General features: G+C 73.2%; 23 protein-coding genes. 8 read left to right on the plus strand and 15 right to left on the minus strand.

The features are described 5' to 3' along the window. Positions 1-102: 102 nt before the first annotated feature. Complete coding sequence (locus tag AC07DI_RS04220; RefSeq protein ID WP_384247675.1) at positions 103-687, plus strand: TetR/AcrR family transcriptional regulator; 585 nt, start codon at positions 103-105, stop codon at positions 685-687. A 147-nt stretch (positions 688-834) separates the two neighbouring features. On the opposite strand, the gene AC07DI_RS04225 is transcribed toward AC07DI_RS04220, so the two are convergent. From AC07DI_RS04225 to AC07DI_RS04240, 4 genes are all read right to left on the minus strand, one after another. Beyond that, complete coding sequence (locus AC07DI_RS04225) at positions 835-1,773, minus strand: DUF2510 domain-containing protein (RefSeq protein WP_478902056.1); 939 nt, start codon at positions 1,771-1,773, stop codon at positions 835-837. A 108-nt stretch (positions 1,774-1,881) separates the two neighbouring features. Then, positions 1,882-3,066, minus strand: coding sequence for an anhydro-N-acetylmuramic acid kinase (locus tag AC07DI_RS04230; protein ID WP_478902057.1), 1,185 nt, complete (start codon positions 3,064-3,066; stop codon positions 1,882-1,884). A 40-nt stretch (positions 3,067-3,106) separates the two neighbouring features. Next, positions 3,107-4,144 (minus strand): acyl-CoA dehydrogenase family protein, encoded by a 1,038-nt coding sequence (locus tag AC07DI_RS04235; RefSeq protein ID WP_478902059.1) that lies wholly within the window; start codon positions 4,142-4,144, stop codon positions 3,107-3,109. Further along, positions 4,144-5,325 (minus strand): acyl-CoA dehydrogenase family protein, encoded by a 1,182-nt coding sequence (locus AC07DI_RS04240; RefSeq protein ID WP_478902060.1) that lies wholly within the window; start codon positions 5,323-5,325, stop codon positions 4,144-4,146. Before AC07DI_RS04240 ends, AC07DI_RS04235 begins: the two co-directional genes overlap by 1 nt. A 144-nt stretch (positions 5,326-5,469) precedes the next feature. Between AC07DI_RS04240 and AC07DI_RS04245 the strand changes: the two genes are divergently transcribed. The 4 genes from AC07DI_RS04245 (at position 5,470) to AC07DI_RS04260 (ending at position 10,985) form a co-directional block, all read left to right on the plus strand. Then, on the plus strand, positions 5,470-6,252 hold the full coding sequence (locus AC07DI_RS04245) for an SDR family oxidoreductase (protein WP_478902061.1): 783 nt from the start codon (positions 5,470-5,472) through the stop codon (positions 6,250-6,252). A 70-nt stretch (positions 6,253-6,322) separates the two neighbouring features. Continuing rightward, complete coding sequence (locus tag AC07DI_RS04250) at positions 6,323-6,952, plus strand: TetR/AcrR family transcriptional regulator (protein ID WP_478902062.1); 630 nt, start codon at positions 6,323-6,325, stop codon at positions 6,950-6,952. A 55-nt stretch (positions 6,953-7,007) separates the two neighbouring features. Next, on the plus strand, positions 7,008-8,165 hold the full coding sequence (locus tag AC07DI_RS04255) for an acetyl-CoA C-acetyltransferase (RefSeq protein ID WP_384247665.1): 1,158 nt from the start codon (positions 7,008-7,010) through the stop codon (positions 8,163-8,165). A 168-nt stretch (positions 8,166-8,333) separates the two neighbouring features. Continuing rightward, entirely contained in the window at positions 8,334-10,985 is a 2,652-nt protein-coding gene (locus AC07DI_RS04260) for an ATP-binding protein (protein ID WP_478902063.1), read from the plus strand. A 39-nt stretch (positions 10,986-11,024) separates the two neighbouring features. Here the strand turns inward: AC07DI_RS04260 and AC07DI_RS04265 are convergent, their stop codons facing one another. The 4 genes from AC07DI_RS04265 to AC07DI_RS04280 are packed head-to-tail and all read right to left on the minus strand — an operon-like array spanning position 11,025 to position 14,537. After that, complete coding sequence (locus AC07DI_RS04265; RefSeq protein WP_478902286.1) at positions 11,025-12,074, minus strand: NAD(P)H-dependent flavin oxidoreductase; 1,050 nt, start codon at positions 12,072-12,074, stop codon at positions 11,025-11,027. Positions 12,075-12,106: 32 nt separating this feature from the next. Continuing rightward, positions 12,107-12,880, minus strand: coding sequence for a CoA-transferase subunit beta (locus tag AC07DI_RS04270; protein WP_478902064.1), 774 nt, complete (start codon positions 12,878-12,880; stop codon positions 12,107-12,109). After that, a complete protein-coding gene (locus AC07DI_RS04275; RefSeq protein ID WP_478902065.1) occupies positions 12,877-13,785 on the minus strand; it encodes a CoA transferase subunit A in 909 nt (302 codons plus the stop codon). The genes AC07DI_RS04270 and AC07DI_RS04275 overlap by 4 nt, the downstream gene beginning before the upstream one ends. Further along, complete coding sequence (locus AC07DI_RS04280; RefSeq protein WP_478902067.1) at positions 13,782-14,537, minus strand: enoyl-CoA hydratase family protein; 756 nt, start codon at positions 14,535-14,537, stop codon at positions 13,782-13,784. Before AC07DI_RS04280 ends, AC07DI_RS04275 begins: the two co-directional genes overlap by 4 nt. A gap of 68 nt (positions 14,538-14,605) precedes the next feature. On the opposite strand from AC07DI_RS04280, the gene AC07DI_RS04285 reads away from it, so the two are divergent. Together AC07DI_RS04285 and AC07DI_RS04290 are read left to right on the plus strand one after the other, a co-directional pair. Further along, positions 14,606-15,388, plus strand: a complete 783-nt coding sequence (locus AC07DI_RS04285) for an SDR family oxidoreductase (protein WP_478902069.1) — start codon at positions 14,606-14,608, stop codon at positions 15,386-15,388. 39 nt (positions 15,389-15,427) lie between these two features. Continuing rightward, positions 15,428-16,357 (plus strand): SDR family oxidoreductase, encoded by a 930-nt coding sequence (locus AC07DI_RS04290; RefSeq protein WP_478902071.1) that lies wholly within the window; start codon positions 15,428-15,430, stop codon positions 16,355-16,357. Between the two features lie 26 nt (positions 16,358-16,383). Here AC07DI_RS04290 and AC07DI_RS04295 read toward each other — a convergent pair whose 3' ends face one another. The 3 genes from AC07DI_RS04295 to AC07DI_RS04305 all read right to left on the minus strand — a co-directional run bounded on the left by AC07DI_RS04295 (position 16,384) and on the right by AC07DI_RS04305 (position 19,001). Further along, complete coding sequence (locus AC07DI_RS04295; RefSeq protein ID WP_478902073.1) at positions 16,384-17,181, minus strand: MerR family transcriptional regulator; 798 nt, start codon at positions 17,179-17,181, stop codon at positions 16,384-16,386. A gap of 72 nt (positions 17,182-17,253) precedes the next feature. Then, complete coding sequence (locus AC07DI_RS04300) at positions 17,254-18,048, minus strand: ABC transporter permease (RefSeq protein WP_478902075.1); 795 nt, start codon at positions 18,046-18,048, stop codon at positions 17,254-17,256. Next, positions 18,045-19,001: an ABC transporter ATP-binding protein gene (locus tag AC07DI_RS04305; protein ID WP_478902077.1), complete on the minus strand. Its 957-nt coding sequence runs from the start codon at positions 18,999-19,001 to the stop codon at positions 18,045-18,047. Before AC07DI_RS04305 ends, AC07DI_RS04300 begins: the two co-directional genes overlap by 4 nt. A gap of 169 nt (positions 19,002-19,170) precedes the next feature. Between AC07DI_RS04305 and AC07DI_RS04310 the strand changes: the two genes are divergently transcribed. Then, positions 19,171-19,929, plus strand: a complete 759-nt coding sequence (locus AC07DI_RS04310) for a type 1 glutamine amidotransferase (protein ID WP_478902079.1) — start codon at positions 19,171-19,173, stop codon at positions 19,927-19,929. Here AC07DI_RS04310 and pcaDC read toward each other — a convergent pair. Genes pcaDC through pcaH form a run of 4 tightly spaced genes read right to left on the minus strand, consistent with a single transcriptional unit; the run spans position 19,907 to position 23,812 of the window. Further along, positions 19,907-21,079, minus strand: coding sequence for a bifunctional 3-oxoadipate enol-lactonase/4-carboxymuconolactone decarboxylase PcaDC (gene pcaDC, locus AC07DI_RS04315; protein ID WP_478902081.1), 1,173 nt, complete (start codon positions 21,077-21,079; stop codon positions 19,907-19,909). The genes AC07DI_RS04310 and pcaDC overlap by 23 nt on opposite strands. Next, positions 21,076-22,446, minus strand: coding sequence for a 3-carboxy-cis,cis-muconate cycloisomerase (gene pcaB / locus AC07DI_RS04320; RefSeq protein WP_478902082.1), 1,371 nt, complete (start codon positions 22,444-22,446; stop codon positions 21,076-21,078). Before pcaB ends, pcaDC begins: the two co-directional genes overlap by 4 nt. Beyond that, complete coding sequence (gene pcaG, locus AC07DI_RS04325; protein WP_478902084.1) at positions 22,443-23,057, minus strand: protocatechuate 3,4-dioxygenase subunit alpha; 615 nt, start codon at positions 23,055-23,057, stop codon at positions 22,443-22,445. The genes pcaB and pcaG overlap by 4 nt, the downstream gene beginning before the upstream one ends. Continuing rightward, positions 23,054-23,812, minus strand: a complete 759-nt coding sequence (pcaH, locus tag AC07DI_RS04330; RefSeq protein ID WP_478902287.1) for a protocatechuate 3,4-dioxygenase subunit beta — start codon at positions 23,810-23,812, stop codon at positions 23,054-23,056. Before pcaH ends, pcaG begins: the two co-directional genes overlap by 4 nt. Positions 23,813-23,863: the final 51 nt, after the last annotated feature.

The raw sequence follows: 23,863 nt of genomic DNA on the forward strand, positions 1-23,863 counted from the left end.
CTCATCGATACGCCAGTGTACCGATACGGAGGCGTACCGGTACACTCGCGTTTCGAAAGGTGCCGATCGAGCCGATCGGCCGCCGTACCGAGGAGAAGAGCCATGACGTCGACGTCGAGCCGCTCGAAGATCACGCCGGAGCGTGAGCAGGAGTTCTACGAGGCCGTCCTCGACCAGCTCCGAGAGTGCGGCTACGACTCGCTGACCATGGAGGGCGTGGCCGCCCGCACCCGTTGCAGCAAGTCCACGCTCTACCGCCAGTGGAAGACCAAGCCCCAGTTCGTGGCCGCCGCGCTGCGCGCCAACCGCTGTGTGCGTTTCGCCGGCATCGACACCGGGAGCCTCGCCGGGGACCTGCGGGAGGCGGCCCGCGCCGCGGGCGAGCAGTCGGGCCGGGACATGATGCTGGTCCAGGCGCTCAGCCACGCGGTCCTCCAGGACGAGGAACTGCAGCGGGCGCTGCGCGAGACGCTGGTCGAGCCGGAACTCCAGGCCGTCGCCGAGATCATCCGGCGCGGCGTCGAGCGCGGCGAGATCCCCGAGGGCCACCCGGCGGTGGAGTTCCTCTCGGTGCAGATGTTCGGCGTGCTGCGGGCCCGGCCCATCCTGGAGGGCGTGTACGCCGACGGGGAGTATCTGACCCGCTTCGTCGAGGCCTGTGTGCTCCCCGCACTGGGCCTCACCTGATCGTGGGCCCGGGTCTGCTGGATGACGACCCGGGCCCGCCCGCGCCGCACCGTGGGGACGGGGGCGGCGCGCACCCCCCGGGCCGGACGGGGTTCCTCCTGAGCGGCGAGGAACCCCGCCCGGCCCGCTGGGCGGGTAGCCGCGCGGCTATACGTTCTTGCCGGCCCCGCCGCCGCCGACCGGACCGGCCTTGATCCCCGCGGCGATCTTGTCCATGGCGGACTGCGACGGCGCCTTGTCGTTGACGTCGATGCCCACGCGGACGATGACGATCTTCGACTTGTCGGCGGGCGACGGGAAGGCGAGCGACTCGACGTACCCGTCGTCGCTCTTCTGCGTGACGGCTTTCCACCGGACGCGGTAGCCCTTCCGGCCCGCCACGGTGACCGCCTCGGACGCCAGCACCTTGTGCGAGGTGATCCTGCCGTAGGTCTTGCCGCCGTACCCGGTCTCGGCGTTCTTCCCGATGTCCGCCTTGGCCGCCGCCTCGGGCGTCGTGGCGTCGATCTTCAGCTGCTCGGCCGACTGCGAGAACGCGCTGCCGCGCGTGCACTGCTCCGCGGTGTTCCCGGGGCACGGGATCGGGTTGGTCTGCACCCCTGCGCCGTCCTTGGTGCTCCCACCCCGCCAGCCGTCCGGCACGGGGATCCTGATGCCGTTCACCAGGTCGCTCACGAAACCCGGGTCCTCCTGCGGCGCCCGGTCGTCGGGCGCACCCGGCGATTTCGGCGCGCGGGGCGACTCGGACGCCCCCGGCCCCCGCGGCGCGCCGGCCGACGGCTCCTTGACCGCGGTGCCGCCGCCGTCCCCGTCGTCGTCGGAGGTCAGGGCGTACACGCCCCCGACTATCCCCGCGAGGACGACGATCACCACGCCGGTGGCTATCGCCATGCGCAGCCGCCGCCGTGGGGCGGGAGGCTGCCCGGGGTACGCCGGGAAGGCCGGCTGCGTCGGGTACGCCGTGGTGCCCGCGGCCGCCCGCACCTGGTCCGTCCACACGTTCCCGTCCCACCAGCGCTCGGTGGGAGGACCGCCGGCGATCTGGCCGGGGTCGGGGTACCAGCCTGGGGGAGTCATCTGGGTCATGACCGCCAGCGTAGGAGCACCGCGTGAAAGGCGGATGAGAGGGGCCACTTCTTGTGTGGAGCCGCCGTGTCGGCCCTGCCCCCTGCTCCATCGGCTCGTGTTCTCGCCCTACCGGCCCTTGTCCCCCCGCCCGTTGACGACGAGCCGCACCGGTCCCTCGCTCCTTGCCACCGTCTTCGGCCACGGCGTTCCCGGGCGCCCCGGTGTGATCGAGCCCAGCACGCTCGCGTGCCGCGCTCCGGTACTGGCCGAGACCGTGCCCGGCAGCCCGTGCAGGGTCAGGAAGCCGAGGACGGCGAAGGCGTACGCCTCCTTCGCCGCGGAGGGCAGACCGAGCTCGTCGGAGGTGCGCACCGAAATCCCCCTGCCCAACTCCGCGCGCAGGGCGGCCATCAGGGCCGGGTTGCGCGTCCCGCCCCCGGAGGCGACGACCTCGCAGGCTCCGACGGTGCGGGCGGCGTCGGCGACCGTGCGGGCGGTGAGGCGGGTGAGCGTGGCGACGACGTCCTCCGGCGGCAGGGCCTCGTACCCCTTCAACGCCTCGCGCAGGTAGGGCAGATGGAAGAGCTCCTTGCCCGTCGTCTTGGGCGCGGGACGTGCGTAGTAGGGCTCGGCAAGGAGCCGGGAGAGGAGTTCCTCGTCGACCGTGCCGCGTGCGGCGAGCTCGCCGTCCAGGTCGTAGGCGAGGCGCCCGCCCGTCGCCTCGTGCACCGCGGCGTCGATCAGGGCGTTGGCGGGGCCGGTGTCGAAGGCGGTGCCGTCGGCGGCGGTGATGTTGGCGATGCCGCCGAGGTTGAGGGCGGCCGGGGAGCCGGGCCTGCCGCGCAGCCACATCCGGTCCACCAGGCTGACCAGGGGCGCGCCCTGGCCACCCGCCGCGATGTCACGGGGCCGGAAGTCGGCGACCACCGGCAGGCCGGTCGCCTCGGCGATCCAGGCGGGCTGCCCGATCTGCAGCGTGCCGTGCACCTGCCCGTCCGCCACCCAGTGGTAGACGGTCTGCCCGTGCGAGGCGACCAGCTCGGCCCGTCCGTCGCACAGCTCGCGGTCGGCCTCGACCGCGGCGGCGGCGAAGGCCCGGCCGATCCGGGTGTCCAGACGGCAGACCTCGGCGAGGGTGGTGGCCGCGGGCGGCAGCGCCGCGGCCAGGTCGGCGCGCAGCCCCTCGTCGTAGCCGCGGCTGATCAGGCCGAGAGGAGTGAGCGTCAGACGGTCGCCGTCCAGGGACAGATCGGCGGCTGCCGCGTCGATGGCGTCGTACGAGGTCCCTGACATGAGCCCGATCACGCGCACGTGGGGCCTCCTTCCCGGTCGGCTCACCGAATGCGTTTGATCATCGCACCTCGCGGGCCGCGGACGGCTCGTGTTCCGGGAAGACGGACCGCTGCCCGTACGCCGCGAGGGCCCGCCCGCGCCACACCCCCGGGTCCCCCCAGGCGCTCCGCAGCGCCCGCGCCTTGGTGAGCCACAGCGACAGATCGAACTCCGCCGTGTACCCGATCGCTCCGTGCAGTTGGAGCGCCGCGCGGGCCGCCGCGTACGCGGCCTCGCCCGTCGTCACCTTGGCGGCCGCGACATCGCGGGGGGCCATGGTCGTCGCGGCGCCGAACAGCAGCGGCCGGGCGAACTCCAGGCCCACCAGAACATCCGCGAGCCGGTGCTTGACCGCCTGGAACGACCCGATCGGCGCCCCGAACTGCGTGCGCTGCTTCACGTACGCCACGGTCCTGTCGAGCAGCGCCAGGCCCACGCCGAGTGACTGCGCTGCCGTGGCGAGCGCCGCCCAGCGTGCCGCGTGCCGCGCGGCCGTCTTCAGGGCGGGCCCCGAGGCGAGCAACTCCCCGCCGGGCAGCGGCGCGGCGAGGCGCCGCGCCGGGTCCAGGGACCGGCGCACGCGCGCGTGCCCGGGGGCGAGCCGCAGGGCGTCGTCGGTCACGGCCAGGATCAGGTCCGCCGCGTCCGCGTCCAGGGCGTGCGGGCCCCCGTCGGGCAGCGTCAGCGTCGCGCTCACCGCGCCGGAGGCAAGGAAGGGCAGCAGGCGTTTGGCCGGTTCCGGCTCACCCTCGTCGGCGAGGTGTGCGAGGAGCGCGGCCGCCGCCACCGTCTCGACGGCCGGCCCCGGCACGGCGTGCCGCCCCAACTCGACGAACGCAACGGCCGTCGCCACCGGCCGCGGCCCCACACCCTCGTACTCCTCGGGAACCGGCAGCGCGAAGACCCCCGCGTCCGCGAGCCGTACCCACACCGCCCGCCCCGGCGCGTGATCGCCCGCTCCCCACGCGCGCGTGGCCGTCACGGTGTCCGCCGCCGTCAGCATCGCGTCCAGGGAGTGCGCGAACTCCCGCTGCTCGTCGTCGAGGAGGAACCTCATCAGCGGCGTCCCTTCGGCAGGCCGAGCAGCCGCTCGGCGATGATGTCGCGCTGGATCTCGTTGGTACCGGCGTAGATGGGGCCGGCCAGCGAGAAGAGGTACCCCTCGGCCCAGCCGGGGCCGTCCACCGGCGGCGCGTCGGTCAGTTCGCCGTCCGGGCCGAGCAGGTCGAGCGCCGTCTCGTGCACGGCGATGTCGTACTCCGACCAGAACACCTTGTTGAGACTCGACTCGGCGCCGATCGTCTGCCCGGCCAGGAATCGCGACGCGTTGGCCCAGGTGAACAACTCATAGGCGCGGGCCCCGATGACGGCGTCGGCGACCCGGTCGCGCAGCGCCGTGTCGGCCGGGTCCGCGTGCGCCTGCCACAGTCCGGCCAGCCGGTCCGCCGCGGCGAGGAAGCGGCCGGGGGAGCGGAGCGTCAGGCCGCGTTCGTTGCCCGTGGTGGACATGGCGATCCGCCAGCCCTGGCCCGGCTCGCCGATCACGTCCTCGTCCGGCACGAACACGTCGTCGAGGAAGAGCTCGGCGAAGGCGGGCTTGCCGTCCAGGCGCCCGACGGGACGGACCGTCACCCCGTCCGCGTCGAGCGGGAACATCAGATATGTCAGGCCCCGGTGCGGCTTGGCCGCACGGTCCGCGCCGTTCCCGTGCGGCTCGCTGCGGAACAGGCCGAACGCGCGGTCGGCGAACGCGGCCCGCGACGACCACGTCTTCTGCCCGCTGACCAGCCAACCGCCGTCCGTGCGCCGGGCGGTGGAGCGCAGCGACGCGAGGTCGGAGCCCGACTCCGGCTCCGACCAGGCCTGCGCCCAGATCACCTCGCCCCTCGCCATGGGCGGCAGCACCCGCGCGCGCTGCTCCTCGGTGCCGAAGTCGAACAGGGTCGGCGCGAGGAGACTGATGCCGTTCTGCGAGACCCGGCCCGGCGCGCCCGCCGCGTAGTACTCCTCCTCGAACACCAGCCACTTGACGATGTCGACGCCCTGTCCGCCGTACTCGTGCGGCCAGGACACCACCGACCAGCGGTCGGCCGCGAGTGTGCGCTCCCACTCGCGGTGGGCGGCGAAGCCCTCCCCGGTCTCCAGGGAGGGGAGCGGCGCGGCCGGTACGTGCGCGGCCAGCCAGGCGCGCGCCCGCTGCCTGAACTCGCCTTCCTCGGCGGTGAAGTCGAGGTCCATCAGTGGCCCACCTCTTCGAATCCGGGATGCGGTTCCGCGATCGCGGCCGGGAACGCTTCGCACTCTTCCCTAACAAGTGTTTGGTAGATTACCCTGAAGGCGGTCAGTGAGTCGAGAGCCCGAATCCGGAACTGGGGAAAGACCATGGACGCACCCGCCTACGTGCCCGCGCACCACCTGCTCGCGGGCCGCACGGCCGTGATCACGGCGGCCGCCGGGGCGGGCATCGGCGGCGCCACCGCGCGCCGCTTTCTCGAAGAGGGCGCGCGGATCGTCATCGGCGACGCACACGCGCGGCGCACCAAGGAGTCGGTGGCGGCGCTCGCGGCGGAGTTCGGCGCCGACCGGGTCGACGGCATGCCGTGCGACGTCACCGACGCGGCGCAGATCGAGGCGCTGTTCGACCTCGCGGAGCGGCACCACGGACCCCTCGACATCGTGGTGAACAACGCCGGGCTCGGGGGGACCGCCGAACTCGCCGAGATGACCGACGAGCAGTGGGACAAGGTCATCGACGTCACGCTGAACGGCACCTTCCGCTCCACCCGCGCCGCCCTGCGCCGCATGCGGGCCGCCGGGCGGGGCGGCGTACTCGTGAACAACGCGTCGGTGCTCGGCTGGCGTGCCCAGGCGGGCCAGGCGCACTACGCGGCGGCCAAGGCCGGGGTCATGGCCCTCACCCGCTGTGCCGCCGTCGAGGCCGCCCCGCACGCCATCCGGGTCAACGCGGTCTCGCCCAGCCTCGCCATGCACCCCCACCTCGCCAGGGTCACCTCGCCGGAGCTCCTCGAAGAGCTCACCGCACGCGAGGCGTTCGGGCGGCATGCCGAGCCGTGGGAGATAGCCAACGTCATCGTCTTCCTGGCCAGCGGCTACTCCTCGTACATGACGGGGGAGACGGTCTCGGTCAGCAGCCAGCACGCCTAGGGCCCGGCCCGTGCCGGCTCGCGGGACCCGACGGTGAATCCGGCGAAGCGCTTGGGCGGAGAATGACCGTGTGCCGAATCCGAAACAGCAGACCAGCAAGAAGAAGGCCCCGGTGAGCCCCTCGCCCGAGCGGCGCCGTGAACTCCTCGCCATCGCCGCCGACGTCTTCGCCGAGCAGGGGTACAACGCGACCACCGTCCGCAAGATCGCCGACGCCGCGGGCATGCTCGCCGGCAGCCTCTACTACCACTTCGATTCCAAGGAGTCGATGCTCGAAGAGATCCTCCGCACCTTCCTCACCGAGCTGTGGGACGGGTACGACACCGTGCTCCAGGCCCGGCTCGGCTCCCGCGAAACGCTCGAAGCGCTCGTCACCGAGTCCTTCCGGGAGATCGACCGGCACCGCGCCGCCGTCGCGATCTACCAGAAGGAGTCCAGGCACCTGGTCGCACAGCAGCGCTTCCAGTACCTGTCGGACTCGCAGCAGCGCTTCGAGAAGGCCTGGCTGACGACGCTGGAGCGCGGCGTCGCGGAAGGCGTCTTCCGCGACGACCTGGACATCCGGCTCGCCTACCGCTTCGTGCGCGACACCGTCTGGGTCGCCGCGTCCTGGTACCGCCCCGGCGGAGGCCACAGCCCCGAGGAGATCGCCCGTCAGTACCTGTCGATGGTCCTGGACGGCATCTCGCTACGCAAGTGAGCGGCGCCTCCTCCCGCGGCGCCGCCCGACCGAGGAGATTGAGGAGTACACCGTCATGGCCGAGGCCTACATCGTCGAAGCGGTCCGCACCCCCGTCGGCAGGCGCAAGGGGGGCCTCAGCGAGGTCCACCCCGCCGACCTGGGCGCCCATGTCCTCAAGGCGCTCGTCGAGCGCGCCGGCGTCGACCCCGCCGCCGTCGAGGACGTCGTCCTCGGCTGCCTGGACACCGTCGGGCCGCAGGCCGGCGACATCGCCCGCACCAGCTGGCTGGCGGCCGGGTTCCCCGAAGAGGTCCCCGGCGTCACCATCGACCGGCAGTGCGGGTCGTCGCAGCAGGCCGTGCACTTCGCGGCGCAGGGCGTGCTGTCCGGCACCCAGGACCTCGTCGTCGCGGGCGGCACCCAGAACATGTCGATGATCCCCATCGCCTTCGCCTCCCGGCAGGCCGCCGAGCCCCTCGGTCTGACCGAGGGCCCCTACGCGGGCAGCGAGGGCTGGCGCTCGCGCTACGGCGACCGGCCCGTCAACCAGTTCCACGGCGCCCAGCTGATCGCCGGGAAGTGGGGGATATCCCGCCGCGACATGGAGGAGTACGCCCTGCGCTCGCACCGGCGGGCGGTTCGCGCCATCGACGAGGGCCGCTTCGACCGCGAACTCGTCGCCCATGGGGAAGTCACCACCGACGAGGGCCCGCGGCGCGACACCACCCTGGAGAAGATGGCGGGCCTGCGGCCCGTCCTCGACGACGGCACGATCACCGCCGCCTGCTCCTCGCAGGTCTCCGACGGCGCGGCGGCAATGCTCATCGCGAGCGAACGGGCCGTGCGGGAGCACGGGTTGACGCCCCGCGCCCGCATCCACCACCTCTCCGTGCGCGGCGAGGACCCCATCCGGATGCTCTCCGCGCCGATCCCCGCCACCGCGTACGCCCTCAAGAAGACCGGCATGAGCATCGGGGACATCGACCTCGTCGAGATCAACGAAGCGTTCGCGCCGGTCGTCCTCGCCTGGCTGAAGGAGACCGGCGCCGACCCCGCGAAGGTCAACGTCAACGGCGGCGCGATCGCCCTCGGTCACCCTCTCGGCGCCACCGGTGTGCGGCTGATGACGACCCTCCTGCACGAACTGGAGCGCACCGGCGGCCGGTTCGGACTCCAGACGATGTGCGAGGGCGGCGGCCAGGCCAACGTGACGATCATCGAACGGCTCTGAGAGCCTGTGTCATATGCCCGGCCGCCCCGGAAGCGGAATGCGGAATGCGGAAGCGGACTCTTCCTCACCCCTTGCGGGAGTACCTGCGCCGACCGCGCTCCATCGCGGCTCCGACCCGGCTAGTCTCGACTTCTGTACGTCGATTGAGCGACCCCGGGAGGTAGCGCGATGACGCAGGGACGGCCCGGAGGGGCCGCAGCCTGGGCCCCGCTGTGGGAGCGCGATGTCGAACTCGCCGCGGCGACCCGGGCCGTCGAGGAGCTGTGCGCCGACGCGACCACCATGGGCGGCCTCATCGTCTTCAGCGGTGAGGCGGGCATCGGCAAGACGGCTCTGCTGGCCGAGGTGCGCCGCATCGCCGACGGCCGTGCCACGGTCTGGAGCGCCCGCGGCGGAGAGGCGGTCACCTCCGTCCCCTTCAACGTCGTACGTCAACTCCTGCAGCCCGCACTCGTCCACCTCGCCCCCGACCAGGCCCGCGAGTACTTCGGCGACTGCTACGACATCGCGGGGCCCGCCCTCGGGATAGCCGAGCCCGGCGGGCGCCAGCCCGATCCGCAAGGCGTCTGTGACGGCCTCGTCGAAGCGGTCTCCCGGCTCACCAGGCTGTACTGGCCGCTCGTCCTCCTCATCGACGACGTGCACTGGGCCGACCAGGAAACGCTGCACTGGCTCGCCACCTTCGCCCAGCGCCTGGACGAACTGCCCGTACTCGTCGTGGTCGCCCGCAGGCCCGGCGAGGCCAAGGGCGACAGCGCCCGCCACCTGGCAGCCGTCGCCGCCAAGGCCCGCTCGTTCACCACCCTGCGCGCCCTCACCCCGGACGCCGCCGCGGGCCTGACCCGCGCCACGCTAGGCGAGCACGCCGACGCCCCGTTCTGCCGCGAGGTCTGGGCGGTCACCGGCGGCAATCCGTACGAATCCGTCGAGCTCCTCGCCAAGGTGCAGGACAGCGAGCTCGAACCGGTCGAGAGCTCCGCCGACGAACTGCGCGCCCTCAACCGCACGGCCCGCGGCCGCGGCCTCGTCGCCCGCCTCGAAGGCCTCGGCACCGACGCCACCCGCTTCGCCTGGGCCGCCGCCATCCTCGGCAGCTCCATCTCCACCGAACTCGCCGCCTCGCTCGCCGGAATGACACTCGAATCCGCCGAGCGGTGCGCGGAGCGGCTGTGCACGGCGCGCATCCTGGTCGACGGCGACGAGGGCCTGGAATTCGTCCATCCGCTGATCGCCACCACGGTCTACGACTCCATCCCCGCGGCCACCCAGACCGCCATGCACGGCCAGGCCGCCTCCGTCATCACCCACTCCGGCCTCGGCGCCGCGGCCGCCTCCCGGCATCTCTTGGAGGTCCACCCGGACGACGACCCCGACCTGGTGGAGCAGTTGCGCGAGGCCGCCGCCGAACACCTCGCCGTCGGCGCGCCCGACGCGGCCCGCCGGTGCCTGGAGCGCGCCCTGAAAGAGCCGCCGCTGCCCGAGATCCACGCCCGCGTGCTCTACGAACTGGGCTGCGCCACCCTCCTCACCTCGCCCGTCACCACCATCCGCCACCTGCGCGAGGCGCTCTCCACCCCCGGTCTCGCCCAGGAGCTGCGCGTCGACGCGGTCTGCCGCCTCTCCCAGGCCCTCGTCCACAACGACCAGCTGGAGGAAGGCCTGCGGGCCATCGCCGAGGAGGCGGCCCGGCTGGAGGAGGGGCCCGCACGGCTGCGCCTGCAAGCCGTGCGCTACATGTGGGAAGGCATCCACGCGGGCGAGGAGGACTCGCCCGGCCGCTCGCGGCGGCTCGCCGAGCTCGCGGGCCCCCTCACCGGCCGCGACAACGCCGAGCGCGCCCTGCTGATCCTGCGCGCGTTCGACGCCATGACCCGCGGCGAGAGTGCCGAACTGGTCGTCGAGCTCTGCGACCGCGCCCTCGTCAACGGCCGCCTCGCACCCGGCCTCGGCTGGACCGACACGGAGTGGAGCTTCGAGCTCCGCCTGATGCTCGGCGGTTCGTACGCCTTCTCGGACCGGCTCGACCGCGCGGAGAGCCTGTTCACGGAGGCCGTGCGGGCCTATGAGACCGCGGGCTGGAGCGGCGGGCACCTCGCCCTCTCGCACGCCTTCCTCGGCTATGTGTACCGAAGGCGCGGGCGGCTGACGGACGCCGAGCGGTCGCTGCGCGAGAGCCTGCGCCTCGCCGACCGGGTCGGCGAGGGCCTGCCGATGCACTGGGAGGCGGCGAGCATGCTCATCGACACCCTCCTGGCGCGCGGGCACGTCGAGGAAGCGGGCGCCATCGCCGAGCGGTACGGCTTCGCGCCACCCTCCGCATCCACCATCTACGTCCCCGACGCGCCCTCCGTCCGCGGCCGACTGCTGCTGGCACTCGGACGTACGAAGGACGGCCTCAACGAACTGGAGGCCACCGCGAAGGCGTTGACCGCGCGCGGCCAGTACAACACCGTCCTCGCACCCTGGGCATACGACCTCGCCAGGGCTCTGGCGCACGAGGATCCCAGGCGGGCGGCGCACCTGGTCTCCGACGCCCGTATGCAGGCGGAGCGGTTCGGGACGGACACGGCGATCGGTGAGGCCCTGCGGTGCGCGGCGGCCCTGGAGACGGGACCGCGCGCCATCGCGCTGTACCGCAGAGCCGTCACCTATCTGGAGGCCTCGCCCTGCGCGTACGAACACGCCGTCGCCCGCGTCGAGTACGGCATCGCCGCGGACTCCGCGCTCGAGCTGGAGCGCGGGCTGGCCCTGGCGCGTACGTGTGGTGCGGACGGTCTCGCCGAGCGGGCACTGGACCACTTGCCGCTGGCCCGGCGCTGACCCGCGGGGTCCGAGGGCAGGGGCCGGGGGCCGGGGACGTCAGCGGTCCGGCCGCAACCGGGCCATGACCTCCTCCGCCTCGGTCATCACCCGCTCCACCAGCTCCGCGCACGACGGCAGGTCCTCGATCAGTCCGGCGATCTGCCCCGAGGCCATCACCCCGGTCTCCGGACGGCCGTCCACCATCGCGGACTTGAGCATCATGGGCGTGTTCGCGGCGAGCAGGACCTGGCTCCACGTCAGCTCCTTGCCGTGCCGCATCGCGAGCCCGTCGCGGGCCATCCGGCGCCACCCCATGCCGGAGACCTTCCGGAACGCCGCGGCGTGCCGCACCGCACGGGCCAGCGACGAGACGCGGCCCGATCTCTCCAGGGCCGCCACCAGTTCGGTCCGCAGCATCCGGTGCGGGAGGCCGTCCACGCGCGTGGTGACCGTGACGTCCTTGACGGAGGCGGCCAGATAGCGGGCCTTGACGGCGTCCGGCACGGTCGAGTCCGAGGTGAGCAGGAAGCGGGTGCCCATGGCCACGCCCGCCGCGCCGTAGGCCAGGGCGGCGACCAGGCCGCGGCCGTCGTAGAAGCCGCCCGCCGCGACGACCGGGATGTCCACGGCGTCGACGACCTGCGGCAGCAGCACGGTCGTGGCGACCTCGCCGGTGTGCCCGCCGCCCTCGCCGCCCTGCACGATCACCGCGTCCGCGCCCCACGCGGCGACCTTCTCGGCGTGCCGGCGCGCACCGATCGAGGGAATGACCACCACGCCCGCGTCCTTCAGCTCCGCGATCAGCTCCCTGGACGGGGCCAGCGCGAAGGACGCGACCCGCACGCCTTCCTCGACGATGACCCGGACACGGTCCCGCGCGTCGCCCGCGTCGGCCCGCAGATTGACCCCGAACGGCGCGGTTGTGCGGGACTTGACCTCGCGGACGGCCGCGCGCAGCTGCCCGACCGTCATCGTGGCGGAGGCGAGGATGCCGAGCGCCCCGGCCTCGGCCGTCGCGGTGACCAGACGGGGCCCCGCCACCCAGCCCATCCCGGTCTGCACGACCGGATGCCGGACGCCGACCAGCCTGGTCAGCGGCGTCCGCAGAGCGGGCGGCGCGGGCGGCGGCTCCCGCGTCGTCACGGCCGCACCTCGCGCTCGCGCAGGCTGCGCGGGTCCACCACGTCCCGGATCAGCCGCAGCTCCTCGGCGGTGGGCTCACGGGTGTACGGGACGTCGTCGTCCTCCACGACCGGCGCGAACCCGGTGGCCTCGCGCAGCCGGCCGAGGGTGACGCCCGGGTGCAGGGACACCAGGCGCATGGCGTGATCGGGCGTCCGGAAATCGAAGACGCCCAGGTCGGAGACGACCCGGCGCAGCTCGTGGAAGCGGGTCGCGGAGGGCCCGGCCGCCGCCGCGCTGTCGTACCCCACCCCGCTGATCATGTCGACCTTCTCGACGAAGACCCGCGGCGAATGTCTCGGGATCCAGTAGCTGACCGGGTTGTTGAGCGTGTTGACCGGCCCCCCGCGCACTCCGAGAAGCTGACGGCTGGGCCGCGACCAGTCGCCGATGCAGGAGATGTTCTGGTTCCCGAACCGGTCGATCTGGCTCGCGCCCATCATCACGTGCCGCTTGCCACCCATGACCATCGTCAGGTGCCTGCGGTACGGGAGCCATCCCTCGGTCACCGCCGACGCGGATCCGACCGCGGGGACGTCGCCGATGAGCAGGGCCTCGCCGTCGGTGAGCAGCAGGTCGGGGGAGAACGTCAGCTTGGCGAGGCGGGCCGCGACCGACGGGACCGTGCCCATGGGCGAGGCGAGCACCTCGCCGTCGCCCCGCCAGGCCTCCGCGCAGGCGATCACGCAGTACTCGGCACGGGTGACGGCCCGCTCGGCGGTCGAGGTCATCGCTGCTCCTTGTGCCAGGCCTGGACAGCCAGGTGGTAGTCCCGTTCGCTGCCGGCGAGGAAGCGGCCGCGGAACGCGGCCCAGGCCCGCGGGTCGGCCGCCGCGGTGGCGTACTCCTTCTGGAAGGGCTCGTCGCGGCCGTAGTCGGGCACGCAGGACGTGAAGTGGGCCCCCTGGGGCGTCTCGGTCACGCCCGTCACCGAGTGCCGGGAGATCAGCATGGTCTGGGGCGCGGCGTGCGCCGTGAGCTCGCCCGGGTCGACGACGCGCTCGCACGAGACGTACGCGGTGTCGGCGGCCTCGCAGAACAGGTCGTCGAAGTAGGGGTCGGGGCCCAGGTACTGGCCGTTGCCGAGGTGGTCGGCGCGGTTCATGTGCACCAGGGCCGCGTCCATGCGCAGCGCGGGCACGGCGACGAGCTCCTCCCCGTCCTCGTACGGTGAAGTGACCGTCCGCAGGTTGGGGTTGACCCGCAGGACGTCGGAGCCGAGCCCCGCGCGGATCGGCAGGAACGGCAGCCGCTGGGCGCCCGCGGTGAGGCCCTGCATGAACATCGCCTCGTCCAGCTCGACGAGTTCGAAGGCGCCGCGTTCGCGCGCCGCGCGGAAGTGCGGCTCCAGGGGGATCGAGTCGAGCGTCGTGAAGGCGGTGACGAGCTTGCGGATCCGGCCGGCCGCGGCGAGCAGCCCGACGTCCGGGCCGCCGTACGAGACGACGGTCAGGTCCGTGACGTCGGAGCGCAGCAGTGCGCGCACCAGCGCCATCGGCTTGCGGCGCGATCCCCAGCCGCCGATGCCGAGCGTCATCCCGCTCGCCAGGCGCCCCACGATCTCGTCGGGCGTCATCCTCTTGTGGCTCCCGCTGCCGGTGGCGCCGTCCGCCCCACCGCCGGTCCTGTCGCTCATGACCCGCCCTCCCCTTGCGTGCCGAAGTCCTCACGGATGCGGTCGGCCAGGCCGCTGAGGTTCGCCTCGAAGGTGAAGCCCTGCTCGAAGCGGTAGCTGCGGTGCACGTCGACCGGGTCGATGCCGTTGATCGCGGCCTTGGCGAAGCGCAGCAGCGTGCCGTCCTTGCGGGCTATCTCCCGCGCCAACTCCAGCGCCGCATCGAACAGTTCCGCGCGCGGGACGACCCGCCACACGGAGCCGTGCGCATGCAGCTCGGCGGCGGCCGCGGTCCGCGAGGTGTAGTACAGGGCGCGCATCAGATGCTGCGGCACGAGACGGGCCAGGTGCGTGGCCGCGCCGAGCGCCCCCCGGTCCAGCTCGGGCAGGCCGAAGGTGGCATCCTCACTCGCCACGATCGCGTCCGCGTTCCCCACGAGGCCTATCCCCCCGCCCAGGCAGAAGCCGTGGACGGCAGCCACGACGGGGACCTCGCACTCGTACACCGCGGAAAACGCTTCGTAGCACCCGCGGTTGGCGCCGATCAGTGCGGTGTGGCCGGTGTCGTGCCGCAGCTCCTTGATATCCACGCCCGCGTTGAACCCGCGGCCCTCGGCGGTCAGGACGACGCAGCGGTTCTCGGGGGCGCGCCCGGCGGCGCGCACCGCCTCCGCCAGCTCGTACCAGCCCCGGACGGGCACGGCGTTGACGGGCGGATAGTCGACGGTGACGACGGCCACGCCCTTCTCGGGGGCGGAGGTGGAGACAGACATCAGAGGATCCGCTACCTTTCGACCACACGCCTTCAACCAAACATTTGTTAGTTGGAAAGGTAGCAGCGATGACTGACACACGACAGGTGGTCGTCGTCACCGGCGGTACCCGCGGCGTCGGCGCCGGTATCGCCCGGAGCTTCCTGGCCACTGGGGCGCGGGTCGTCGTCTGCGCCCGCAGGCCGCCGGACGAACCCGTCGAAGCGGCGGGAACCGCCGCCGAGTTCAGGCCCCTCGACCTGCGCGACGCGGACGCGGCCCGTACCTTCTTCGGCCAAGTGGCCGCGGACCACGGATCGGTGGACGCCGTGGTCAACAACGCCGGGGGCACGCCGTTCGGGCTGCTCGCCGAAACCTCCCCGGCCCGCCAGGCCAGGATCGTCGAACTCAACCTCCTCGCGCCGCTGTACGCCTCGCTCGCCGCCCGGGAGGTGATGCGCGGCCAGGAGGCCGGTGGCAGTATCACGATGATCGGAAGTGTCAGCGGGACCCGGCCCTCGCCCGGCAGCGGTGCGTACGGCGCCGCGAAGGCAGGCCTGGAGAACCTCGCGGGGACCATGGCGGTCGAGTGGGCCCCGGACGTCCGCGTCAACACGGTCGTCCTCGGCCTCGCCCGCACCGAGAGCGCCGCACTCCACTACGGCGACGAGGAAGGCATCGACCGGGTGGCCCGCACCGTCCCGCTGGGCCGCCTGGCCGACCCCTCCGACGTCGGCGACGCCTGCGTGTTCCTCGCCTCCGACCGCGCCCGGTACATCAGCGGGGCCGCGCTCCGGCTGCACGGCGGCGGGGAACGCCCTGCCTTCCTCGCGGCGGCGACCGCCAACCACGGCACGCATCCGAGCCACTGACCACACCCGAGCCACTGACCACACCCGAGGAGTTCCGTCATGACGTCAGCTACCAAGTCCCGGCTCTGTGAGGGCCGCGTCGTGATCGTCACCGGTGCGGGCCGCGGGCTCGGCCGGGCGCACGCGCGCGCGTACGCCGCCGAAGGCGCCCGGGTCGTCGTCAACGACCTCGGCGTGGGGCCCGACGGTTCGGGGGAGTCCGGCGGCCCCGCCCACACCGTCGTGGCGGAGATCCGGGCGGCGGGCGGCGAAGCCGTCGCGCACGGCGGTGACATCGCCACGTCCGAGGGCGCCGCCTCACTGGTGCGGGCCGCCCTCGACACGTACGGCCGCCTCGACACCCTCGTCAACAACGCGGGCTTCCTGCGCGACCGGATGCTCGTCAACCTCGACGAGGACGACTGGGACGCCGTGCTGCGCGTCCACCTCAAGGGGCACTTCCTCCCCCTCAAGCACGCGGGCGCGCACTGGCGGGCCGAGGCGAAGGCGGGTCGTGCCCCGCACGCCTGCGTGGTCAACACCAGCTCCGGAGCGGGGCTTTCGGGCAGCGTGGGGCAGGGAAACTACAGCGCCGCAAAGGCCGGAATCCTCGGCTTGACGATGGTGGCCGCCGCCGAACTGGGCGCCTACGGAGTACGGGTGAACGCCATCGCACCCGCCGCCCGCACCCGTATGACCGAGCAGACCTTCGCCGACACCATGGCTGCTCCCGAGGACGGCGGTTTCGACGCGATGGCCCCGGAGAACGTCTCCCCGCTCGTGGTCTGGCTCGGCTCCACCGCCTCCGCCGGAGTCACGGGCCGGGTCTTCGAGGCGGAGGCGGGCCGCATCACGGTCATGGAGGGCTGGCGGCCGGGCCCGGCGGCCGACAAGGGCGCCCGCTGGACCCCGGCGGAGGCGGGGGAGACGGCCCGAAAACTCCTCGCGGACGCGGAGACGCCCCAGCCGGTGTACGGGGCGCGCCAGTAGGGGTTCCGCTCGCCGGGGTCCTCGACCTACCGTGTGGCCGCACCCCGTGCCCGTGCCGGGTCCACCCGCTCCAGCATGCTCCAGCCGGTCCAGCCCCGTTCCGTCAGCAGCTCGATCAGCCGACGGGCCGCCGGCAGGGTGGCGAACACATAGGTGTCGAGGAGCTGGGCGAACCGTGGCTCGATGCCGGTGTCGTCGACGTAGAGATCGCCCTGCTCCTCGGCCACCCGGGAGATGTAGGCGGCCAGCCTGTCGGCCAGCGCGACCAGTCTCGGGTCGTCCTCGGCGTGGTCGAGAGCCGCGCTCAAGGTGAGGTAGAAGTCGACGACCTGCGGGTCGGCGAGCTGTTCCCGTTTGCGGGCCATCCACTCCGGGACCCGCTCGGGTGAACGCGCGGCCAGCGGGATCCAGCCGTCGCGCTCGACCCGGACGATCCGTTCGTCGACCCCGAGCGCCCGCAGCCGGTCGAGGTACTCGACCACCTCCCCGGGCAGCGCCAGGCTCTCCCCGGCGGTGAGGCGGGCGATCCGCTCGCGGTGGCGCTGCCGCTCCCGGATCTCCGCCCGCAGCCGCTTGTCGATGTCGGCGACCGCCGCGGCGAACTCCTCCTCGTCGGCCCACAGCAGCTCCCGCACGCGGGCCAGGGGGACCCCGGCCTCGGCGAGGGTCCGGATCTTGAGCAACTCGACCACGGCGCCCGCGCCGTACCTCCGGTAGCCGGAGTGGTCCCGTTCCGGCTCCGGCAGCAGCCCCTTGGAGTGGTAGTGCCGCACCGCGCGCACCGTCACTCCGGTGCACGACGCCAGTTCGCCGATGGTCAGCATGAATCAAGTCTCCAACGAATCGTCCGGTCCTCCGGTCCTCCGGTCCTCCGATCGTCCGGTCCTCCGGCTCCTCTAGTGCGCGCCCCGGGTCCGGTAGAGCCGCCGCGACCAGAAGTAGCCGGTCAGCCCGATCACCGCGCACCAGCCGATGGCCCGGAGCACGTCCGAACCGTCGGGCGCCCCGGCAAGCAGAGCGCGGAAAGCGTTCATGACCGGCGTGAACGGCTGGTACTCGGCGAACCACCGCAGCCCGGTCGGCATCGACTCGACCGGCACGAACCCGCTGCCCACGAACGGCAGCATGATGAAGATCATCGGCCAGTTGCTCGCGGCCTCCGGATTCGGGCTGACCAGCCCCAGTGCCACGGTGAACCAGGTCATGGCGAACGACAGCAGCGCGAGCAGGCCGATCAGGCCCAGCCACTGCGCCGGGGATGCGGCGCTCTCCAGACCGAGCGGAAACGCCACACCGAAGACCGCCGCGAGGGCCAGCGCCGTCTGGACCATCGCGCCCAGCACATGGCCGGTGAGCACCGAGACTTTGGCGATGGCCATGGTCCGGAACCGGTCGATGATCCCGCCCGTCATGTCGGTGGCGACCGAGACCGCGGTGCTGACGGACACGCTCGCCACCGCCATCACCAGGATCCCGGGAGTGATGAACACCAGGTAGTCGCCGCGGTCGCCCGCCGGAGCCCCGGACAGACCGGCGCCCATGGTGGCGCCGAAGACGTAGACGAACAGCAACAGGAACAGCAGCGGCAGGCCGATCAGCATCAGCGTCTGCGACGGGTACCGGGCCATGTGTTTCAGGTTGCGGCGCAGCATGGTCGCCGAGTCGCGGACGGCGTACGTCGCGGTGTTCATGCCGGTACCTCCTCGGGAGAGCCCTCGACGGTGGAGCGGTCGGTGAGGGCCAGGAACACGTCGTCCAGGTCCGGGGTGTGCACGGCGAGCCCGGTGACCGCGTCGTCGTCGATCCCGGCCAACAGCCTTCGCAGCGTGGTGAGGCTGCCGTCGTGCGGCAGGGTCAGGGTGAGTGCCGCGGCGTTCATGTCCGCCCCGGGGAACCGGTGCGCCAGCTCGGCAAGACGTGCGCCGTCGGCGGCGTGCAGCTCGACATGGCCGCCGGGGACCAGCCGCTTCAGCTCGGCCGCGGTGCCCTCGGCGACCAGTCGGCCCCCGTCGAGGACGCCGATCCGGTCGGCGAGCTGGTCGGCCTCCTCCAGGTACTGGGTGGTGAGGAAGACGGTCACCCCGTCGGCCACCAACTCCCGCACGATGTCCCACAGGTCGCGGCGGCTGCGCGGGTCGAGGCTGGTGGTCGGTTCGTCGAGGAAGATCAGCCGTGGCCCGCCGACGAGGGTCATGGCCAGGTCAAGGCGCCGCTTCATGCCGCCGGAGTACGTGGCCGCACGTCGGTCGGCGGCATCGGCCAGGCGGAACCGCTCCAGCAACCGCTCCGTCACATCCTTCGCGCGGCGCCGGTCGAGATGGCCGAGGTCGGCCATCAGCCGCAGGTTCTCCCGCCCGGTCAGCAACCCGTCCACGGAGGAGAACTGCCCGGTCACACCGATCGACGCCCGCACCCGGTCTGCCTCGCGGCGTGTGTCGTACCCGGCGACCCGGGCCTCACCGGCGTCCGCGGGCAGCAAGGTGGACAGGATCCGGACTGTCGTGGTCTTGCCGGCCCCGTTGGGTCCGAGCAGGGCGTAGACGGTGCCGGTGGGGACGGTCAGGTCGACTTCGGCGACCACCGTGTGGTCACCGTACGACTTGCGCACTCCCGTGACCTCGATCGCATGGGTTCTCGTCGTCATGCCGACCATGCTGGGAGGTTGCCCCTGCGTCAGGGTCAACTGCCGGGGCCGCGCGGGCCCGCACCGTCCGCAGTTCCGGGGCAGCCGCGCCGTCCAAGGCCCTTTTCGCCCCTCTGACCTGGTGCGTTAGGGTATCGGCGCCCCATTGTTCCGCCGAGGAGACCTCGCCATGCCCGCGCGCACCGTCCTGATCCTCCAGCACGTCGAGGTCGAGAAGCCCGGCCTGATCCTGGACGCGCTGGACGGCAGCGGTCTCCACGTCGACGTACGGAATCTGCTCGACGCTCCCGCTCCGGATGCCTGTGCGGACGCCCTGCCGTCCGTCTCGGAGCTGGCGGGCCTCGTCGTGATGGGCGGCCCCATGAACGCCGACGACCTGGCGGGCCACCCGGCGCTCAAGCTGGAGCGGGACCTCCTGGCCGACGCGCTGCGGGCCGGCGTTCCGACGCTGGGCGTGTGTCTCGGTGCCCAACTGCTCGCCCGCGCCCAGGGTCTGGCCGTCCGCACGGGCGCCGAGCTCGGCCGCGCCGGTGAGATCGGCTGGGCCCCGCTGCACGACGTGGACCGGGACGATCCCGTCGTCGGCCCGCTGGCCGACTCTCCCGCGGTGCTCCACTGGCACGGCGACCGCATCGTGCCCGCCGCCGGGACCCGTGTGCTCGCCCGCACCGCCACGACCGAGTGCCAGGCCTTCCGGGCCGGACCGGTGGCCTGGGGCCTCCAGTTCCACCTGGAGGTCACCCCGGAGCTCCTGGACGACTGGCTCGCCGAACCGTCCTTCGCCACGGAGGCGGCCGAGGCCCTCGGCCCCGGAGCCGCGGCCCGCCTCCGCGCCGACGCCCGCACCGTCGCCCCGGCACTGCGCCCCCTGGCCGAACGCGGCCTGGCACACCTGCGGTCCCTCTTCATGGAACGCGCCGGGCTTTAGAGTCCGTCTCTGAACCCTCGTCGCCCTCCTCCGCCAGCACCCGCTGCGCCACCGCGAACGCCGAGTTGGCCGCGGGCACCCCGCAGTACACCGCCGTCTGCAGCAGAACCGCGCCGATCTCCTGCGGCGTGAGCCCGATCCTGCGGGCGGCGCGGACGTGCAGGGCGAGTTCGTCGAGGTGGCCGTGGGCGACCAGTGCGGTCATCGTGATCATGCTGCGTTCGCGGCGTGCCAGCGTGGGGTCGGTCCAGATCTCGCCCCACGCGTAGCGGGAGATGAACTCCTGGAAGCGCGCCGTGAACGCCGTCGTGTTCGCCTGGGCGCGGTCGACATGGGCGTCCCCGAGCACCGCACGCCGCACGGCCGTGCCGCTCCTCGGTGCGTCGTCGGCGAAGTGGGAGCGCAGCGCGGTCGCCACGGCCTCGGGGCGTTCGGCGGGCGCCAGGTGGGAGGCGCCCGCCAACTCCACGAGGGCCGCGCCCGGCACGGCGTCGACGATCTCCCGCGCGTGAGCGGGCGGTGTCGCCGGGTCCTCGCGCCCGGCGACGACCAGCGTCGGCACCTCGATCGACGCCAGCACGTCCCGCATGTCGTACGCGGCCAGGGCGTCGCAGCACGCGGCGTACGCCCCGGGATCGACCGCCCGGTGGTCCGCGACCAGCGCGGGCACCGTGAAACCGGGCGTGAACCAGCGCTGCGGAGCCGACTCCGCGAGCCCAGCCAGACCCTCGCGGCGCACCAGCGCGGCCCGCTCCCGCCACGGTCCTGCGCCGCCGAAGTGGGCCGAGGAGCAGATCACGGCGAGGCTCGCAAGCCGCTCGGGATGCCGGGCCGCCAACTCCAGGCCCACGGCGCCGCCGAGCGAGACCCCGGCGTACGCGAAGCGGTCGATGCCGAGTGAGTCGGCGAGGGTCAGGACGAGGTCCGCCAGTTCGGCGACGGTCGCGCCGGGGCCGATCAGGTCGGCGGGGGAGCCGCCGTGGCCGGGGAGGTCCCAGCGCACGACGCGGTGGGCGCCGCGCAGTTCGGGCACGACGGCGTCCCACAGGGACAGGGAGGTGCCCAGGGACGGGCCGAGGAGGAGCGGGGGAGCGGTGGTGGCGCCCTCGACGGTGTGGTGCGGCAGCCTGCCGCTCGGTGCGGTGGTCAAGGTCGCTCCAGCGCGCGGTCGGTCAGGACACCGGCGTAACCGGTGTACTGGGTGGGGTCGGTGAGGCGGTCGGTCATCTCGGTGAGATCGACGTTCTCCAAGGATGGCTCGTCGGCGAGGAGTTCCCTGAGGACCTCCGCGAGCGTCCGGCCCTCGGCGTGAGTCCGGCGGGCCGCCCGGGTCAGCAGCTCCTTGGCGCGGGCACGGCCGAGCGGTGGCGCGAGCTCGGCGGCCAGCCGCTCGGAGACGATCAACCCGCCGGTCAGTCCCAGGTGTTCACGCATCACCTCCGGATGCACACGCAGGCCCTCGGCGAGCTCGGCCGCGTCCCGGGCTGCGCCGCCCGCCAGCCGCAGCAGGTCGCGCAGCGGCTCCCATTCGGCGTGCCAGGCACCGGCGGGCCGCTCGTCCTCGGCGGCCAGCGAGCCGTACAGGATCGACGCGAGGGCGGGCGCGCGGCGCGCGGCGGCGGCGATGAGCGTCGCGCGCACGGGATTGGCCTTGTGCGGCATGGCGGACGAGCCCCCGCCCGAGCCCTCGGAGACCTCCGCGGTCTCGGTGCGGGAGAGGACGAGCACATCGGCCGCGGTCTTGCCGAGGGCGCCGACGGTGAAGGCGAGGGCGGAGCCGAGGTCGGTGACCGGGGTGCGGAGCGTGTGCCAGGGCAACGGGGGCGCCTGCAGGGCCAGTTCGCGAGCGAAGGCGGAGACGAGGGCTCCCGCGGCGTCCGGCACCGGCCCCTCACCCGTGCGGCCACCCGCCCCGTACGTCCCGAACGCAGCCAACGTCCCGGCCGCGCCCCCCAGTTGCACGGGCAGCCCGCCGCGCACGGCCGCCACCCGGTCCCGCGCGTCGAGGACCAGCGACCGCCACCCCGCCGCCTTCAGGCCGAACGTCGTCGGCACCGCGTGCTGTGTCAGCGTGCGGCCCGGCATCACCGTGTCCCGGTGGTCGCGGGCGAGGCGGGCCAACGCCCGCTCCGTGCGCCCCAGGTCGGCGAGGATCAGCTCCAGCGTCCGCGCGGACACCAGCATCAGCGCCGTATCCAGGATGTCCTGACTCGTCGCGCCACGGTGGACGTACGGAGCCGCCTCGGCCGGTACGGCCGCCGTCAACTCCGCCACCAGCGGGATCACCGGATTTCCGCCCTCCCGCGCGCGGAGCGCGATGTCCCGCGCGTCGTACCGGCCGAGGTCCGCCGCGGCCGCCGTCACCGCCGTCGCGGCGTGCCGGGGCGCCAGTCCCACGGCGGCCTGCGCACGGGTCAGCGCGGCCTCGGCGGCCAGCAGGGCTTCGAGGAACGCGGTGTCCGACGTCGCGTCGGCGGCGGGGGAGCCCGCCCACCCCGGGGAGAGCAGGCCGCTCACGGGGCCTCCGGCGGAAATTCCAGGAAGACCGTCTCGTCGGCCCCTTGCAGTCGGATGTCGAACCGGTACGTGCGCGGCGCCTCGCTCCGGGCGACGAGCGTCGCGCGCCGCTCCTCGTCCAACGAGGCGAGCAGCGCGTCGCCGGGTTCTTCCACCAGGTACGCGCGTGTGTACAGATGATGAAGCAGACCACGCGCGAAGACGGCGATCGAGACGTACGAGACGCCGCCCGGTGGCAGCGTCCGTACGGCCCAGTGGCCGTCCGCGTCGGTCGGGACCCGGCCGAACCCGGTGAACGCGACGCCGTCGCGCCCCACGACGCGTCCCGTGACGGGATCATGTCGCAGGGACCCGGGCGCGCCCGTGCGCGAACAGTCCGGCGCGGGCTGCCACGTCTCGATCAGGGCGTCGGGCACGGGCTGACCTGCGCCGTCCAGCACGTACCCGTGCAGAGTGATCGTGTCCGGGTCCCCGACGGGCGCCACCTCGCCGCCGCGCGGGAAGGGCAGCGCGTACCCGTAGAACGGGCCGACGGTCTGGGAGGGCGTGGGGGCGTACGACGCCGTGGAGGGGGCGGCCCTGGGGTGCGGTGGTGTCGGGGTGTGCGTCATCGGCGCGGTTCGGCCTCCTCGAAGAGCGTCGCGGACGGGCCGTCCAGGACGATGTCCCAGCGGTGGCCGAGCGACCACTCGGGAACGGACAGGGTGTGGTCGTAGGCGCAGACGAGGCGCTGCCTGGCCGACGCGTCGGTCACCGAGCGCAGCACCGGGTCGTACGGGAAAAGGGGGTCCCCGGGGAAGTACATCTGGGTCACCAGGCGTTGTGCGAACGCCGTGCCGAAGAGTGAGAAGTGCAGGTGCGCGGGCCGCCACGCGTTGACGTGGTTGAGCCATGGGTAGGCGCCCGGCTTGATGGTGGTGAAGGAGTACACGCCGTCGTCGTCGGTGAGGCAGCGCCCGAAGCCCGTGAAGTTCGGGTCGAGCGGCGCGGGGTGCCGGTCCACCTGGTGCGCGTACCGGCCCGAGGCGTTGGCCTGCCACAACTCGACCAGCTGGCCGCGCACGGGCCGCCCCCTGCGGTCCAGGACCCGGCCGCTCACGGTGATGCGCTCGCCGAGCGGCTCCCCCGGGTGCTGCCGCGTCAGATCGCTGTCCAACGGGCCCACATCGGTGACACCGAACGCGGGCCCGCTCAGCTCCACGGCCTCCGGGTCGCGCAGCGGGATCAGCGGCCGCTTGGGGTGGCGCAGATGGCTGCTGCGGTAGGGCGGGTAGTCGCGGGGCGGATGGTGCGAGCCGCCCGCCACGGCCTGTGCCCGCGCTTGGGCCTTCGCCTTCGCCTGTGCCTTGGCGATCTCGGCGTCCATCGCGTCCTGGCTGAGTCCGGCGGGCAGCGGTTCGGTGGTGTCGGGGTCGGG

Source organism: Streptomyces sp. NPDC044106 (genome assembly GCF_056433985.1).

Coding starts and splice junctions, on each gene's coding strand:
- AC07DI_RS04240 (WP_478902060.1), bottom strand. CDS start 5,325: ATGGACCTCGACTTCACCGCCGAGGAAGGCGAGTTCAGGCAGCGGGCG.
- pcaG (WP_478902084.1), bottom strand. CDS start 23,057: ATGACGCACACCCCGACACCACCGCACCCCAGGGCCGCCCCCTCCACG.
- AC07DI_RS04290 (WP_478902071.1), top strand. CDS start 15,428: ATGACGTCAGCTACCAAGTCCCGGCTCTGTGAGGGCCGCGTCGTGATC.
- pcaH (WP_478902287.1), bottom strand. CDS start 23,812: ATGGACGCCGAGATCGCCAAGGCACAGGCGAAGGCGAAGGCCCAAGCG.
- AC07DI_RS04285 (WP_478902069.1), top strand. CDS start 14,606: ATGACTGACACACGACAGGTGGTCGTCGTCACCGGCGGTACCCGCGGC.
- AC07DI_RS04225 (WP_478902056.1), bottom strand. CDS start 1,773: ATGACCCAGATGACTCCCCCAGGCTGGTACCCCGACCCCGGCCAGATC.
- AC07DI_RS04310 (WP_478902079.1), top strand. CDS start 19,171: ATGCCCGCGCGCACCGTCCTGATCCTCCAGCACGTCGAGGTCGAGAAG.
- AC07DI_RS04270 (WP_478902064.1), bottom strand. CDS start 12,880: ATGACCTCGACCGCCGAGCGGGCCGTCACCCGTGCCGAGTACTGCGTG.
- AC07DI_RS04280 (WP_478902067.1), bottom strand. CDS start 14,537: ATGTCTGTCTCCACCTCCGCCCCCGAGAAGGGCGTGGCCGTCGTCACC.
- AC07DI_RS04275 (WP_478902065.1), bottom strand. CDS start 13,785: ATGAGCGACAGGACCGGCGGTGGGGCGGACGGCGCCACCGGCAGCGGG.
- AC07DI_RS04220 (WP_384247675.1), top strand. CDS start 103: ATGACGTCGACGTCGAGCCGCTCGAAGATCACGCCGGAGCGTGAGCAG.
- AC07DI_RS04255 (WP_384247665.1), top strand. CDS start 7,008: ATGGCCGAGGCCTACATCGTCGAAGCGGTCCGCACCCCCGTCGGCAGG.
- AC07DI_RS04260 (WP_478902063.1), top strand. CDS start 8,334: ATGACGCAGGGACGGCCCGGAGGGGCCGCAGCCTGGGCCCCGCTGTGG.
- AC07DI_RS04245 (WP_478902061.1), top strand. CDS start 5,470: ATGGACGCACCCGCCTACGTGCCCGCGCACCACCTGCTCGCGGGCCGC.
- AC07DI_RS04295 (WP_478902073.1), bottom strand. CDS start 17,181: ATGCTGACCATCGGCGAACTGGCGTCGTGCACCGGAGTGACGGTGCGC.
- AC07DI_RS04305 (WP_478902077.1), bottom strand. CDS start 19,001: ATGACGACGAGAACCCATGCGATCGAGGTCACGGGAGTGCGCAAGTCG.
- AC07DI_RS04300 (WP_478902075.1), bottom strand. CDS start 18,048: ATGAACACCGCGACGTACGCCGTCCGCGACTCGGCGACCATGCTGCGC.
- AC07DI_RS04235 (WP_478902059.1), bottom strand. CDS start 4,144: ATGAGGTTCCTCCTCGACGACGAGCAGCGGGAGTTCGCGCACTCCCTG.